This window comes from Enterobacter hormaechei ATCC 49162, assembly GCF_001875655.1.
GTDB lineage: Bacteria > Pseudomonadota > Gammaproteobacteria > Enterobacterales > Enterobacteriaceae > Enterobacter > Enterobacter hormaechei.
This window is the reverse complement of the sequence record NZ_MKEQ01000001.1, coordinates 337,493-353,123: the sequence shown is the minus strand read 5'-3', so window position 1 is coordinate 353,123 and position 15,631 is coordinate 337,493. Positions and strand designations below refer to the sequence as shown.

8 protein-coding genes are annotated in these 15,631 nt (G+C 52.1%); all 8 read right to left on the bottom strand.

Annotated features, from left to right (window positions below):
* Positions 1–15 precede the first annotated feature (15 nt).
* On the bottom strand, positions 16–1,617 hold the full coding sequence (tssA, locus tag BH712_RS01785; RefSeq protein ID WP_006810788.1) for a type VI secretion system protein TssA: 1,602 nt from the start codon (positions 1,615–1,617) through the stop codon (positions 16–18).
* Complete coding sequence (locus tag BH712_RS01780) at positions 1,617–5,066, bottom strand: ImcF-related family protein (protein ID WP_006810789.1); 3,450 nt, start codon at positions 5,064–5,066, stop codon at positions 1,617–1,619. The genes tssA and BH712_RS01780 overlap by 1 nt, the downstream gene beginning before the upstream one ends.
* Complete coding sequence (locus BH712_RS01775) at positions 5,063–6,271, bottom strand: hypothetical protein (RefSeq protein WP_006810790.1); 1,209 nt, start codon at positions 6,269–6,271, stop codon at positions 5,063–5,065. The genes BH712_RS01780 and BH712_RS01775 overlap by 4 nt, the downstream gene beginning before the upstream one ends.
* Positions 6,272–7,301: 1,030 nt before the next feature.
* Positions 7,302–7,823: a hypothetical protein gene (locus tag BH712_RS01770; RefSeq protein ID WP_032673855.1), complete on the bottom strand. Its 522-nt coding sequence runs from the start codon at positions 7,821–7,823 to the stop codon at positions 7,302–7,304.
* Positions 7,820–9,727, bottom strand: coding sequence for a LysM peptidoglycan-binding domain-containing protein (locus BH712_RS01765; RefSeq protein ID WP_006810791.1), 1,908 nt, complete (start codon positions 9,725–9,727; stop codon positions 7,820–7,822). Before BH712_RS01765 ends, BH712_RS01770 begins: the two co-directional genes overlap by 4 nt.
* Positions 9,724–10,155, bottom strand: coding sequence for a DUF4431 domain-containing protein (locus BH712_RS01760; RefSeq protein WP_071850021.1), 432 nt, complete (start codon positions 10,153–10,155; stop codon positions 9,724–9,726). Before BH712_RS01760 ends, BH712_RS01765 begins: the two co-directional genes overlap by 4 nt.
* A gap of 2 nt (positions 10,156–10,157) precedes the next feature.
* Positions 10,158–12,938 carry a type VI secretion system Vgr family protein gene (locus BH712_RS01755; RefSeq protein WP_006810793.1) on the bottom strand — a complete coding sequence of 927 codons (2,781 nt, stop codon included), beginning with the start codon at positions 12,936–12,938 and terminating at the stop codon, positions 10,158–10,160.
* Positions 12,935–15,580, bottom strand: coding sequence for a type VI secretion system ATPase TssH (gene tssH, locus BH712_RS01750; RefSeq protein ID WP_006810794.1), 2,646 nt, complete (start codon positions 15,578–15,580; stop codon positions 12,935–12,937). Before tssH ends, BH712_RS01755 begins: the two co-directional genes overlap by 4 nt.
* Between the last annotated feature and the right edge of the window lie 51 nt (positions 15,581–15,631).

Here is a 15,631-nt window from a genome sequence, read left to right as displayed (position 1 = left end):
TGAATTCAGTTCTGGTTACCCGCAAAGCACCGCACTGCCTGCCGGGTCGAGCGCAATCAGACCGGCCAGAAGCTGGTCCATATCTGGCTGAAGCCGTGACTTATCGGTTTCGCTGCGAGCGGCTTTCATACGCAGCAGCCTGAGGCGACGCGATTTCACTTCAAACAACAACGCTGGCGTCCACTGCATGAGGGTGATTGACTGTGCTGCACCGTCAAGTTCCCCCAGCAGATGCAGGGCCAGTTCATTCCTGCCCTTCTGCTCCGCTACGCGAGCCATCAACAGACGCACTAACCATTTGTCTTTCGTGGTGTTGGACCCTGGACGAGTCTGCAACCAGTGGAGTGTGGCATCCAGACCCTCTGTGTCAGCTTTCTCCAGTGCTTCCGGTTCAAGGGCCAGAATATCGTTGTCAGTTTCACTCGCGGCATTGACAGGTTCATCCCGCCAGTTGGACAACTCGTCGAGCACGCTCTGGTTTATCCAGTTCAGCGTGACCTCGTCGGCAAACGGTGTGCCGTCATTAAAAGCCAGCGTTTCAAGACCAGTGAGGCGCCGCAGCAACCCTTTCAGGTCATCGGTAATGATATCGGCCAGCACATCCTGGCCCAACTTAATCAGGGCCTGATGGATGTACCATTGCAAATCCAGCCAGAGATGATTGGCACCACGCGAAAACGTGCTGTCCGCCTGCTCAAGTATCTCCAGCCAGCTCTGTTGCAAATAAAGGCGTTTGAGCATCGCCCTCTGGTCAGCCCGCGGCGGTTCGATACGTGTTTTTCCTTCGGCATCCGGTGCCGGGATCGCTCTCAGCGTGTCGTGACGCAGACTTTTCATCAGCCGGTGTGCGGCAAGCCAGCCATCAGGTTGCTCACGCAGATATCCCGTCAGGGTTCGGGCCTGAGCCAGCAAATCTTGACCTGACGTGATGCGGCTCAATGCTGGCGCGTCCTGTTCTGCCGTGTGAGATGCCGACTGCGGGCGAGTCTGACTGCTGGCATTCTGTGGTATTACCGCATCCACACCACCGGCTTTTGTCAGGCGGGATCCCAGCGCGCTGTACAGGGCATTCAGGTCAGGGCGTGACGCTTCAGGCTCAGTTTCAAGACTGTCTCGGATGAGCAGCAGCGCTCCGGTCGTGCGCAGAGCATCGTCGCGTACCACTTCCGGCCAGAGTAACAGGCTGTCAAGAAGACGAGAGCCTGCGAGCCACTCCAGTGCTGGTTTACGGCTTCGCTCTCGCTGTGGGTGAAGCTGCTTTCCATAGCGCGTTAGTAATCCCGCAAGTAGCTCAAGTCCTTCAGCAAAGCCGGTTTCACCGTCCTGATGCAGCCGCGCCCAGCAATAGTAAGTGACAACCCGGACATCTTTGGCCACTGTGGTCAGTACCTTTTCAGCCAGCTGGCAAATTAGCCCGGTATCAATGCCGGAAAGTTTATTGACCTCCTCCCGGATACGCTGGAAATCATCATCATATCCCGGGTCTTCTCCTGTAGGACTGATCTCACTCACCGGGGCAAACCAGCGTTGCCAGCTTTCCGTACGTGACTGCGCCTGCTGTCGCAACAGGGTTTCATCTGCCTGACAGGCAACAACAAGATTCTGCAAAGCGTCCATTATTCGATTCCGTCCATGTCACTGTTTTCTGTGTTGGTCATCAGCGCCTCCGCCATAGCCGCGCTGTCTACGCTAAATATTTGATCTGGCAGCGTGAAGCCCCGCAGTGCCAGTAACGCCAGCGGGCCACTGCCCAGTTGTGAACGCAGTACCCACTGTAGGGTACGACCATCCGGCGCGGTAAAACTCATCATCCACTGACTGCGGTCAAGCTGCTCTCGCTTACTCTCATCAAGCCAGCGAATAAAACCCCAGGTTCCGCTGTAATCACCAAACAGACGTGCACCCGCATTGACGGTGGTCCATGTCAGCATGGTTCCGGGCTTGTAGGTGTCACCAGGCCAGCGGAAAGACTGCCAGTCAGCAATTTGATTGAAGTAATGCAGCTTTTGTCCATCAATAGTCAGTTGCGTTTCGACCACCTGCGGTACCGGACGCGCCTGTAGTTCAAAGCTGATGCCCTGACTGCCGTCGGTAAACAAGATATCCGATAGCTGGCTGAGCTGATTAATCGCCCGCAGGAAGGCTGGGTTAAAGTTCAGCCCCTGGCTGTTGACCTTATCCGGCACCCACTGGCTCCCCTCCTTGTGCAGCACACCGCCGAGTTCCGTGGTCAGGAAGCGCTCAATACGTCCGCTGTCCTTGCGCACAAACTCAGCCAGCATTGGCAGAGAAGAATCACTCTTGCTGACAGCGAATGGGAAACGTCCATCAAAAGCCGTATGCCAGTTCGCCACCACGGAACGACTCCATTTGTCATTCAGGCTCGCTGCCGATGGCTGAAGCACCGTTTCCCAGGCCTGGGTCAGTGGCTGCACAAACATGGTGCTGCCAAAACCACTCCACTCTTCGCCAAGGCTAGCCGCAATCAGACTGCCGTATTGCTGGGTGTCGGTCAGGTCCACGCTTTTGCCCTGGAATACGGTCTGTGCCAGGGTCTGCATCATTTCCTGCGGGTCAGAGGCGCTGGCCACCTGTTGCAGACGCAGACGCACTCGGGTGATACGGGTAAGATACGTTTGCAGGCTCAGTGAGTTATCAGCCGACATGATGTTGCTGCCTTTGTTTTTACCCATCAGTGTCAGCAACGGTCCAAAGGTTTCATCCAGTGGCCCCTGCGGGCCTGAGGCTGACTGGTCAATCATCGGTTTGTCCCGTCCACCCACCAGATCTTTAGCCGATTTGATGATGGAGTCCGAAAGACCTTCACTCTTCTGGCCGGTCTGCCCCTGCCAGGCGAGGGTATTCATCAGGGCAATCAGTGGGGACTGGCGGACATCACTCATCAACGTCAGCTGGTCGGTGACGTCGGCAATATTGTTTGCCGGATTCAGTTGCAGACTGTTGAGGAAGCTCAGCCAACTGCCAGCAAAGTCAGTGAAATAACGCTGTGTCAGACGTGCTTTCAGTGCTTCCGGCGACAGGTCTGAGGAGACGGCTTTATGGGAATCGCTAAGCACCCAGTCGATTTCATCACGGCGGGAGTTTGCCGCTTTTTCAATGGCCTGCTGAATACCTCCCTCCCAGGCTTGACGTGTGAACATGCCCGGTACCACCTCATCGGTGGTAAACAAGCGGCGGGCATCGGTACCACCGGTCATATCTTCCAGAGTCACATCGGCGAAGTTACGACGTACAGATTTGAGCATGTTCTCGTACAGCGTACTTTCCGCGTTGCGCCGTCCAATTTGCTGAAGCAGTACCTGGCGGCTCTGGCTCACCAGTTGCGCATCTGGCGTGATTTTCCACTGTGACTGCGCAGGCAGTTCGGTGATGTAGAAAGCCCACAAATCCGGTGACAGGCTTTGCCACAGACCGGTTGAGATGCCTAAACGCGTCGGCTGCACGGCTTTCATGGTTTGCGCGTAGAATGCGCCATCGGCTTTATCCGGCCGGGACATCATCAGCCAGGCTTTCAGCTGGTCATAACCCGGATTCGCCATCTGTGTACGCTGATCGCTGTTGGGCGCAGAGTTTGCCAGCGCACTGAGCTTCTGCTTAAGCGCTTCATTTGCCGAGTCACGTATCAGACGGTTGTTCGCCACCCCGTACCAGGGCAGCATTGCGTCAAGCAACTGCTGATTATGGTCCAGACCAAAGCGCTGATACCACGGCGAACCGTCCTGAATATAGTGCAGCAGGCGACCGGCATCATTACGCAGAGTATGCAGGGCCGTCAGCTGGTAATCCGATACGGAAGGGTGCTCCACGAGAGCATGCGCCTGCTGTGCAACAGAGACTATCTGTGACCGGTTAACCGCAAACGACAACAGCGTCCCTGATCCCCAGACACTGATAGTGGCCATCAGTGCCCAGGCCAGAGCTCGTTCCCATGGCATACCGACACGACGTCCACGTACGCGTTTGCAGTCGTCAACAATACCCTGCCAGGTTGCCGGCAGGGTCAGGGCATGACGCTGTGATCCATAATTCTCAGCGTCGGCTGTTCCCGCTGACGTATCGGCAGGCAGGCTAAACATCAACCCTCGCAGCGAAACGCGCTGCTGAGAAACGGAGAGCCATGGCACCAGTTGCTGAGCCCAACGGGTGATACCGCCGTCTTTCAGGTGCTGGCCCAGGCGCAGCAGGAAGTCGTGGCTATTGTTTCCCGCAACCTGACTCACACCCTGCGCCCGCAGGGCCGGCAGCATCAGTTCCAGTTGGCGGATTACATCGTTTTCTTTTGCGCGTAGTGGGAAGCTTGCGCCCACCGCCTGCTCAGGACGCGTACCCTGTGACCAGTGACTGCTGCACAGTTGCCACAGCCAGACTGGGGCGGAATACCCCAGTAATTCGCTGATTTTTTCCAGGCCGCGTAAATCGCTGTCGCTGATTTTTGGGGTAAGATTAAGCGACTCCGGCAGTACACGGATAATTCCGTCCAATGGGCGCCCACGGCGCAGTTTACGCAGCGCGGTATATTTTTCGCGGTCAGGCTCCGATGCCAGGCTGCCACCGTAAATCAGCACGGTGCGGTTGCCTTCAAGCCACAGCTGCTGTTGCAGTACCAGTTGCTCAATCGCGGCTTCATCGCCAGTGATTAACAGCAGTCGTGTTTTGCTACGCCAGTAAAAACTAATACGGGAGCGGAGATGTGCCCGAATCCTGTCACACATGACCACCGCAGGGTGAACAGGGGTGTTATCATTTCCCCGCTTCTTTTTCTCATCATCACCACGGGTATCGTCGACAAGCGCATTAAACTCCTGCTTACCGGCATTACGAACTGCCGCCAGGAGCACCACGGATAGGATAAGTGTACAACCTGAGATACATCCGCCAGCGATAAGCCAGTAAATTTGCTGCTGACTACCTTCTTGAACCCCGGCAATATCCGGATGCTTCCAGACCATGAACGTCATAACGGCTAAAAACAAAAAGAAAAGCAATACGATAGCAAGATAGCGGCCTTCCGTAGTCTTCGGTGCAAAAGCAAAAGGTAGCTTCACGGATCCATCTCCTGTCGGGAAGCAATCGGGGTAATGAGCGTGCTCCACAGCACATTCTTTGTGTTATCACCACAGATAATCATCTGTGGTGACTGTGTTTGTCGGGTGATTTCAGTGGCGGCAGCGATGGCCAGCCAGGGGGCTGCGGCACCGGCACGTCCCATAGACATGTCGAGTGAAATGACGGAGTCGTCCGCTACAGACTGCGCAGGATGTGCATTCTGACACGTGACCACTTCTGCGTGCTGCTCACCCGTCAGCCCGGCAAGCCATAAATTTTTAACGATATTTCCTTTGAGCGGGACGTTCCATGCGGCCATCTTCATCCCCTCGCTCAGTTCACCAGGAGGGGAAGCATCTGGCCGGTGCAGTAACGCGAGAGGTTCGAGCGCCTCCTGTGTCAGGCGGTTGCCCAGAAGCAGTGCAACAGCGGCTTCTGCAGTATTGTTTGATGCAACCGGATCAATCTGGAGACCGACTATCAATAACATCACTTCATCTCTAATGCGGTAATCCAGCCAGTGGCTAACTACTCCCGGCCCATTGCTGTCCACATACTCAACCGCGCAGGTTATTCCACTTTCCTGCCAGGCTTCCTGCCAAATCTCCCGAACCGCAGGGAATGACAAAGATGACGAGATATCAAGGATGACTGCCAGTGAGGCATTTTCCGGGAACTGACCAACTGGCAGATCAGCAATGAGTTCAGAAAGCAGACGTGAGACAACCAGCTCAGGAGTCTCTCCTGGCTCTGTCGTAATACGGCTCAGCCTCTTGCCTTTTTCACCTTTCCAGTCCGACTGAGAAATGATAATGCTGTGATTATTGAGCATTTCAACAGCGACAGAACTCTGTTTGTTTTCCTGATGGGCAGTTATAAATGTTATATTTAGTATCTGAAGCGCACGGCGTGCTTTACGGGTCTCACTTAAAATCCAATGTTCCCGACGGCGGTCAAAACTATTCGCTTTACAGTCCTGTAATGACCAGAGCCACATGCGAAAACCGAAGCTTATAATCCACACAACGACAGGTGTGCCAATAGCAAGCAACCAGAAGTGCCTGGTGTCAATGTAGCGCCCGAATATCCGCATTAAGATCACGCTAATAACCAACATTCCCGCCAGAACGACAAACCAGCGGGATGTTTTTGGCGGAACCGGTCGTGGATAACATTCAGGAGGATCTTTCAGGGAATAAGGCATTCACACTCTCATGATTCAAAATTTCTAAGAATTAGCTAAAAGGGAAAAAATAATTTACTCTGTTAGCATTACCCATACCCCGCCCCTAAGATTGTTTATATTTGGTTGGTTTACCCAGATTAAATTCTTTTCTCAACTTTTCAACGAACTCCTTACCTAAATTACCAGGGCGGGATCTTTCGATTACTTCATTAGGTTTTTTGGGATTACGGTAAAAAAACCTGGTGTTCCTTTTTTTTTGTGGCTCGTTATAATATGCTTTATAAGTTATAGGTAAGAAATATCGCATCCCTTTATAAGTGGAGAATTTAATCGTCCCTGCAGATACGGCCCCATTTATAAAAGAGGGCCCTCCTTGATTACCTCCAAGCCAATGATGGCACCGTTTGCAATTCCATAAATAAGGATAGCATGATGAACAGATGTCGCAATAGCCCCGTAAACGGGAAAGAAATTTCGAAAAAATTACTATCACCAATAAATGATCTTGCTTTGAACGGCAAATGAGATTCAGCATATCGCGCTTCTTTCAAACAATAATTTACAAACGATGCACACCAAGCGTGATTGCTGCCAACAAGGTTTGGCAAGATTTTCCCATAGCCGATCAACTGATGGTAATTAGATGTTTAGGTTATTATAGATTCGTCTGTCCCTTTCCATATTTTAGCTTCTCTAATTGCAAGCTCTATCCAAGGACCCTCTCTCTGCTCATGAGGAAGTAACGCAATCGGATTTCCAGAATTTCACCCCAATCAATTCCAGCGTTTTTATTGGTATTTACTTCTTTATTATGTTGTTTTTTATTCACTGATTTTGAGGCTGGAAAATTAACTGCTAGTTTTTCAGACTAATCAGTAGTATTGCTACCAATTTTGCTTACAGAAAATGATTCCCAAGGGCGCATTTCATTAGTGCCTGATATATTTACTGCCGAGCGATGCCGTATACACTCAAACCAATTTCCTACGATATCAAATAGCACTAAAATACAAATGGCATCGAAATAAATTTGCTTACCTCATTATCATCAAGGGCTAGGAGGGAGTATTTTTGAGCTTATAGACTGGCAAACAGATCTTCCCAAAAGCTTAAAATTAATAATATCATTAATATTCAACTCATTTTTGAAAATATACACCGGGGATTTTGAGTCAAATGTGTAAATAAATAATTTGTTATCGTTAGCAGCATAAAAAAGAACTCCATCAAACCCCGAAACTTGATCATCAGAGTAAGATGATAATATTTTAGCAATCTGAGTTCTGGCCGATGAGTCTGTTATAGACTTTATTAAAATATTATCATCAATACCTTTAGGAAGAGTATTCAGATATATATTATCAATATATGGGACATAATCTTTTTGATCACATGTAGGAGTACGAGGATTGTCCACACCGTAATAATTTCTAAAAAAGCCATCAAGGACATATTTATAATCACTGGCCGACGGCAAGGCCTTAACAAGTAAGGATATTCCACCGGTGTCTCCTGCCAGCACTCTAGATGACAACAACAGTAACAGAAATATAACTCTATAATTTTTCATCGACCACCACCTTCATCATTCGCAGATTTAGTTTCGCTATCAAATCCGAATAAATTCTTATTAACATCGTCAACATCAACTAAAGGTAACTCCACGGAAATTTTTGAATGATATTCTTTATACGCCACAGGAATATAATACTTATAAAATTTTTGATATACAGGGGTTTCTGCTTTTTTTCTGACAGTCATTTTGAATCTGGATGTTGGTTTCGTGGTACTATACATTGATAACTTGATAGTACCTCCACCATATGTTTTACCTCCCTGGTTGCCGCCTAACCCAGTAATATCACCATTACTCGTTTTTCCATAAACAAATGTTACATGTCCATTTCCTGTAAATTCATCACTTGATTCAATATATGTACGAAAGACCATCAATGCACCATATACAGGATTTTTTATCTCGACAAATTTCGTTTTGTCATAAACCGGAAATTGAGAAGATTTTGTAAAACTCTTAGAGTAGTCATACCCCGCTTCTTTCAGACAATAATTAGCAAACGAAGCACACCACGCCGTACTACCCAATGATGCCTTTGATCCCATTAGCTTATGATAATTATCAGTAATTTCCTTCTCTCCTGTTCCATGCCATTCTATAACCTCACGGATCGCAATCGCCATCCATGGTGCCTCCCTTTGATCATGGGGTAGCAAAGCTATCGGTTCATCAGAGTTTTTAGAACCTACAGATTCCAGTATTTTTTTATTTAAATTGACCGGAGACTTCTTGACTGAGTGTTCAGGTTTGAGCGCTTGTTTATCTGAAGATGATACTGGATTACTTGCTTTTGAATCTTCCGTAATAGTTGAAATAAATATCGACTGCCCTAGATAGATTTTATTTGGATCTGAGATATTGTTTTCGCGAGCGAGTTCATCGACAGTCGTACCATTTTGTGCGGCAATCTTAGCAAGTGTATCACCTGGTGAAACGATATATACTGAAGGGCTACTAGTGTTGCCCCCATAAATCGTCAAGTGCTGACCGGGGAAAATCTTACTTACATCTTTTATATTATTATTTTTAGCAATTTCATCAGTACTTGTCTTATAACGCTCGGCAATTTTCGAGAGCGAGTCTCCTGACATGACTATGTACTCTATCGGCTTCTGAGTGCTTTTCTCCCGTGGGACTTTTGGGTTCTCGGCAAGTGTTTTTGCGGAAAATTGCGAAAAGTTTCTCGTGAGAAGTATATTTTTCGTTTCATCCCTCGCAACAGCAGAATAAACAATATCCTCTTTTCCAGCAGAATTTGTATATTTGAGGATAATAGCCATTCCTTGTTCTGTATGGATGATCGTCTTGAGCTTGCCGTAAGCATCTGTTTTCCATTCGTAGGTAGTGCTTCCCAATGTCACTTTAAATGGTACATCTGCAACTGGTCGAGAGCCATCAGAAACAGTCACGTTTGTCACGTACACCCATTTTTCAGTTCCGGGCTTCAAGCCACCTTCTTTTTTACTGATTGCAGCCACAACTTTGTCGAATTCATTAACATTCAGATCTGATATTTTTTTATCTTTTGAAACTCCACTTTCCGAGCTAATAAAATTGGCGTAAGCTACGGGATCATTGCCAGCGGACTCAGGCGCATACTGCAACATCATTTCAGATATGGTATTATCTTTATATTTTCGTTTCAATAACGCGCATTTCTCTCGCTCCCCAATTTCAATGCTGGAAAAAATGACAAATGTATTTTTTTTCGGATTATACACAGTCCCGGCACCTATTCGCCCTTTTTGCCTACTGGCATTAGGTAATGCTATTATATTACCAGGGTTGTTAAATCGCCAACTCAATGCCCCACCAATTTTTAGCAAACGAGTACCATCTCCAGCTTCATACTCAACCGTTTTGGTTTTAAGATGGTATGACGCTTTTACAAATTTCATATGTCATCCTTTTTAATTTTTTTCGTTTGTTTAAAACTGATGTTTTTTAGTAAAACTGAAGTCATATGATAGCCTGTTACAGCAAGCATAACATTTCCATCTACAGCGACATGATGATTAAGTAAACTACGTTTAATTTTATAATCTTCACCGCTAATAATGAGTTGAACATTACTGTCCCAACCCTCTTGTTCAGTATTAGCATCAATCACACACTTTAACGGACTGTCTAAATGCAGGATCCAGTAAAGTAATTTTTCGTCATGATTCCTGTCTTCCCCCCAGTTAGGGGGGCCGTAAAACAACTCTTCTTTAATCACTCCTGAGAGTACTATCTCATCCCCCTCTTTCAGACATGTAGCATTTACACCGAAGTGATAAACTAAGATAGCTATACTCAACGTAAGTTTCATAAGCAGATTTAACATTATCAACTTACCTTTGTTAAGTTTAACAATTTTGCAATCATTGATTCCGTCAATGCTGATGTTCTATCTCCTGCACAACCCACTTCACTTAAATAAAGATCGTCACCAGGTTCTTCATTCTCAATATCCTCCATATCGTCATATTCAGTTGATGAAATAGAAAGTTCTTCCGTAACCCAAGTCTCTCGTCCAATGGTTAAGTTCAATGTTTCGCTTTCAGGAAGTATTATTTTCGGGATACGGCCTGTACTATCTACCGTTCCGGTAGATAGAATTTTTCCATTACTGTCAGTAATGTTGTATGGTTGATTTATCATCCAGTCCATACTTTGGCTGACACTATCCGCACCAGGAAAAGCAAAACGTAAACTTTGCTCGCAGGGTTCTGATACCGGTTGTTTATTATCTGGATCTTCCTTTTCGCTTCCCTGTTCGTCTGTACCTGATTTACCGGGATCTGTTCCATCCAGTAAAGGGAACGTTAAAAATGAAGGTTTCGCTGATGCCTTCTGCTGCCGGTCATAAAATCCCGCCCGTGTCCGGTAATCCCCGAGCGTCGCCGCCTCAATCGCATTCGCGTCCAGCGTGATATAGCTCCCGCCACCGTTCAGCGTGATCTTCTTCTTCGCAAGGATTTTGATTTCATCTTCCGTGCTGACAATGCTGAGTTCCTTGCGTGCCAGCAATGCCATCAGGTCGTTCTGCGCCTGTACCTGTACCGGCCCCTGGTTCGCGATGAGCTTTATTCCCAGCCTGCGCACAAACACGCTCAGCGCACTGCCCACCCCGATAAACAGATTTTTCACCACGCTGACGTCCGCATTTTTACCGGCCGTGGCAATCAGGTTCTGCCCGGCCGAGACCTGCAGGTGTTGTCCGCTGGTCAGTGCCATACCGTCCGGCGCGCTCATCAGCAGCACCGATTTTTTAAGGTCCGTCAGATGCTGCTCCAGCAGGGCGATTTGCGCCTGAAGGTCTGCCGGGTTCGCGGTCGCCTCCTGCGCATCATCCGAGATGGCTGTCATCTGCTCCCGGGCATCGCCGAGGTTGCTGACCGCCGGCGCCATCTCCAGCACCTGGCCCTGCGCCTTCGCCTGCCCGTCAGCACTGATAAAAATCCCTTTCTGCGCCCGGATGGCACCCCGGCTGTCGGTTCTGAGTTCAAAACCCTCCCCGCGCTTCTGCCTGTCGCTGTCGACCAGGTGGCCGAGGTTCAGCTGGCTCTTGCCGCCGTACTCCGTGCTGACCTTGATGTGCTCTTTCCCGCGCTCGTCGTCGAGGCGGATTTTGTTGTTCGCCGGGGTGCGCAGCACGTTACGTTTGTAGTTGCGGATGGTGACGTGGTCACCGTGCGCCGAGTCGTGCAGCACACCGGCAATGTACGGCCGGTCCGGGTTGCCGTCCTCAAAACCAATCGCCACTTCGGTACCCGCCAGCAGCGGCAGGTGCAGGCCGTACGTGTCGCCGGCATACGGGCGGGACTGACGTACCCACAGGCTCTCGAATCCGGTCTCCCAGTTGTCCCGGTCGAACAGCATGTTGACGCGGTAGCGGCCGTCTTTATCGATATGCCCGTAGGTGTCATTTTCGGTGGTACTGGTGACCCGGGCCGGTAAGGTGCCGGCCATCACCGGACGTGAACCAGGCTCCGGGCGGAAACTGAAATCCGGACTGTCCGGGATACCCTCAAACCTGACGCAAAAGTCCGCATCACGCCGGGCATGGCTGTGCATCGCCGTGACAACCACGCCCTGCGCAAACACCTCCGCCACTTCGTGCCCGCCGGTCACTTTCAGCAGCATACCCGGAGAGAGCACCGGGCAGCTGGTGAAGGCCCGGGTCTTCGTCTGGCCATTCAGGTAGCGTTCGTGACGAATGCGGGAGTAAAACGCCCCGGTCTCCGCTGCCGGGTTGCGGTCATACGCGCTGCCGGGTGTCAGGTAGTTATCGGCCCAGTGATAGGCCTCACCGTAGGTGGTGGTATCTCCGCCGGTCGCGTCGACCCGGGTATTCATGTCCTCCGTGGCCTGACGGTAGTTGTAGTCGCGGGTGCTGACCTCCTTCTGCACCACGTTATGACGGCTCTCCATCTCCCACACCGAGTCCACACCCTGCGAGTGCTGCCCTGACGGTGGCACCGACGGCAGCGTCAGGCCTTTCTCATACCCCTGCTGACTGTCGTAAAACTCCACCACGTCAATGTTCAGGCGTGTGTCGGTGGTGAAGCGGAACCAGATACCGACCTCACCCAGAAGGCGGGTGATAAAGTGCAGGTCGTCCTCACTGTACTGCATCACCTGTTCACGGCGCGGATACGCTTTACTCAGTGAGAACAGGAAGTCCTGGCCGCGCATGCCGTGGCGCTCACGCAGGATTTTCTCCACAATCTGCGGGACGGACATGTCCTGGTAGATGGCGTTCTGGTGCGAGCGGCTGAGCAGGGCCAGACGCGGCTCAAGCGTCACCCCGTAGCGGGTTTCATCCTTTGAGGTACCCAGGCGTTCAAAACCCGTGACCACCCCCTGAATCACCCGCACCGGCTGCTGTATTTTGATGCCGTAACCCTGGTCAACCGGGGCCTGAAGCGTCAGGGAAGCCGCTTTCATCAGCATCATCTCTTTGCTGATGGCATGGTCCGTGCTGGTGAACTCAATACGGTAGCTGAACGGTGTGCTCAGGGCTTCATCGCCTTCAAACGCCAGCACATCAAGCCCTGCATCGCAGTCCTTCACCGACAGCAGGTGATGGCTGTGGCTGAATCTTAACGGAGGATTATTGCTCATGCGTGCACTCCTTCTGTCCGGTCAAACTCGAGCACTATGCCCTCTTCCTCATCCCAGCCCAGCGTAAGATGCTGCGGCTTCTGCCCCGCTGCCATATGCATCAGCAGTTGCTGGCTCAGGACCGGCAGAATCTGCTGGTTCAGCAGGCTGTCGACATTACGGGCCCCGGTGTCCGGCAGCAGGCAGGCGGCCGTCAGCGCGTCAGACAGGCTCTCTGCTATAACGGTTTTCATGCCGTAATGCCGGGCCAGACGCTGGCTCACCTGATTCAGCTTCATGCCGACAATCGTGCGCATCGCTGCCTGTGTGAGCGGACGGTAAATCACCGTCTGGAAACGCGCCAGCAGCGCGGGCTGGAAGTGGTCACGTAAAACCGGGCGCAGCAGCTCGTGCAGGTCCGGCTCTGTCGCCTCCGGCTGTTCCTCCAGCATCTGCATGATGAGGTCGCTGCCGAGATTCGAGGTCATCAGAATCACCGTGTTGCGGAAGTCAATTTCCCGCCCTTCGCCGTCGCGCATGAAGCCCCGGTCAAACACCTGGTAGAACAGGTTCATCACGTCCCGGTGCGCCTTTTCCACTTCATCCAGCAGCACCACGCTGTACGGGCGTTTTCTGACAGCTTCGGTGAGGATGCCGCCCTGGCCGTAGCCGACGTATCCCGGAGGAGAGCCCTTGAGCTGGGAGACAGTGTGCGGCTCCTGATATTCCGAGAGGTTGATGGTAATCAGGGATTTCTCGCCGCCGAACAGCTCGTCCGCCAGTGCCAGCGCGGTTTCGGTCTTGCCGGTGCCGCTCGGCCCCACAAGCAGGAACACGCCCTGCGGGCCGTTCTCCGGCGCAAGGCCGGTTTTTGAGGCGCGCAGGCGCTGCGCGATGGCGTTCAGTGCACTGTCTTGGCCGACCACCCGTCTGCCGAGGTTTTGCTCCAGACTCAGCAGTTCCGTCTGCTCGTCCTTCATTAATGAAGAGAGCGGTACGCCCGTCCAGTCGGCGATAACGGTGGCAACCGTACGCGCGTCCACGTCAAGGCCCAGCAGCGGGTTATTCTTTTGTACATCGCTCAGTTGCTGTTGCAGGTCAGCAATCTCTGCCTGGCGGGAAATATCGGCGCGGCAGGCCAGCAGTTCCTGCGTCAGCGCCAGCTCCTGGCCGTACTGGGTTTCCCGTTCGTCGAGCTGCAAAATAATGCGGACTTCTTCCTCTCCGATGGCGGCCAGGCGTTCGCCATGCGCGGTATTGCCCACCGCGATATCTTCCAGCAGCGCCTGCTTCTCCATAGCCAGTGCCGTGAGCTGCGCCTTCATGCGGGTCAGCGGCTCCGGCACCGTATCCAGGCTCATGCGGATACGGGCAGAGGCGGTATCCAGTAAATCCACCGCCTTGTCCGGAAGCTGGCGTCCGGTCAGATAGCGTCTGGAGAGCGTGACGGCGGCTTTAACCGCTTCATCGGTGATATGCACGCCATGGTGCTCCGCGTAGCGTGACTTGAGGCCGCGCAGCATCAGGCAGGCGGTGTCGTCGTCCGGTTCGTCAACTTTCACCATCTGAAAGCGACGCTCCAGCGCGGCGTCACGCTCGAAGTACTGTTTGTACTCGCTCCAGGTAGTGGCGGCGATGGTGCGCAGCTCTCCGCGGGCCAGGGCCGGTTTCAGCAGGTTTGCCGCGTCGGCGCCCCCCGCCTGGTTGCCGGCGCCGATAATGGTGTGCGCCTCGTCGATAAACAGCAGCACCGGAGAGGGTGACTGCTGCACCGCTTCGATGATGTTTTTCAGGCGCTGCTCGAATTCCCCCTTCACACCCGCCCCGGCCTGTAACAGGCCGAGGTCAAGGGTGCGCACGGAGACCGGCTTCAGCGCGTCCGGCACATTGCCCTCATGAATGCGCAGCGCCAGTCCTTCCACGAGTGCGGTCTTGCCGACGCCCGGTTCGCCGACCAGAATCGGGTTGTTCTTGCGGCGGCGGGAAAGAATATCCACCATCTGGCGGATTTCATTGTCGCGCCCGAACACCGGGTCGATTTTGCCTTCACGGGCGCGGGCGGTGACGTCGAGGGTGAATTTGTCCAGCGCATTCTGCAAGGCCGGGTTCAGCTCTCCTTTTATATCCGCATTTACCGGGCGGCCAACAAACTCAACCTCATCGCCCTGCGCCAGTTCCGCTTCCTGCTGCACCTCCGGACGTTCATCCGACTGCGCATCCATAAGCCCACGCAGGCGCTCAAGCTGGCTCTGCGCCAGCGTCAGCAGCGGCCACAGGCCGTCGCAGCGCAGCAGCTTCGGTTTTTCCACCAGAGCCATCAGGAGGTGAATGCTGCGGATGTGTTCTTCCCCAGACAGCGAGGCGTGCAGCCAGGCATCCTGCATCAGAGTCTGCACACTGTCCGACAGCTGCGGACGGCTGCGCACCGACCGTGGCAGACTGTCCAGAAAACCCAGCATGTCCTGCCATATCGCATCCATATCCCATTCGTAGCGCCGCGCCAGCACCGTCAGGTCGCCCTCACCCTGTTCCAGCAGTTTCAGCAGCCAGTGCTCAGGCAGTATTTCCGCGTGCGCCCGGGTCTGGCACAGGGAAGCGGCCCCTTCCATCGCGCGGGCACAGTAAGGGTTAAGACGACGTAACAGGATGGCTGGATTTTCCATGAGACTCTCTCTTTATCAGTTCCGGACACGCTACCGCCCGTCGCTTTTCCT